The organism is Paenibacillus sp. GYB006 (genome assembly GCF_036577645.1).
GTDB lineage: Bacteria > Bacillota > Bacilli > Paenibacillales > Paenibacillaceae > Paenibacillus.
In genome coordinates, this window is sequence record NZ_JARBDA010000082.1 from 1 (window position 1) to 332 (window position 332).

Below are 332 nucleotides of genomic sequence, written 5' to 3' on the forward strand. Positions count from 1 at the left end.
AGCCGTCGAAGGTGGGGTAGATGATTGGGGTGAAGTCGTAACAAGGTAGCCGTATCGGAAGGTGCGGCTGGATCACCTCCTTTCTATGGAGAATCGTTTCCTGAAACGGAAACATTCAAATAAACGTACGACGAAAGTCGGCGGATCACTTTGCAAAAGCAAAGTAACACTCACTCGTTGTTCAGTTTTGAGAGTTTAATCTCTCAAAAAAGACATGTAATTTTATCTACACAGTTTGTGTTAGACCAAAATTCCATGGTCGCTGTTTCGGTGAAACAGCTTTGCTCATTGAAAACTAGATAACGAAACAATTTTGCGATTTTAGAAATATC

1 rRNA gene is annotated in these 332 nt (G+C 41.0%); it reads left to right on the plus strand.

Annotated features, from left to right (window positions below):
• Positions 1 to 83: ribosomal RNA gene (locus PV403_RS25100) — 16S ribosomal RNA — on the plus strand; the annotation flags it as partial.
• Between the last annotated feature and the right edge of the window lie 249 nt (positions 84 to 332).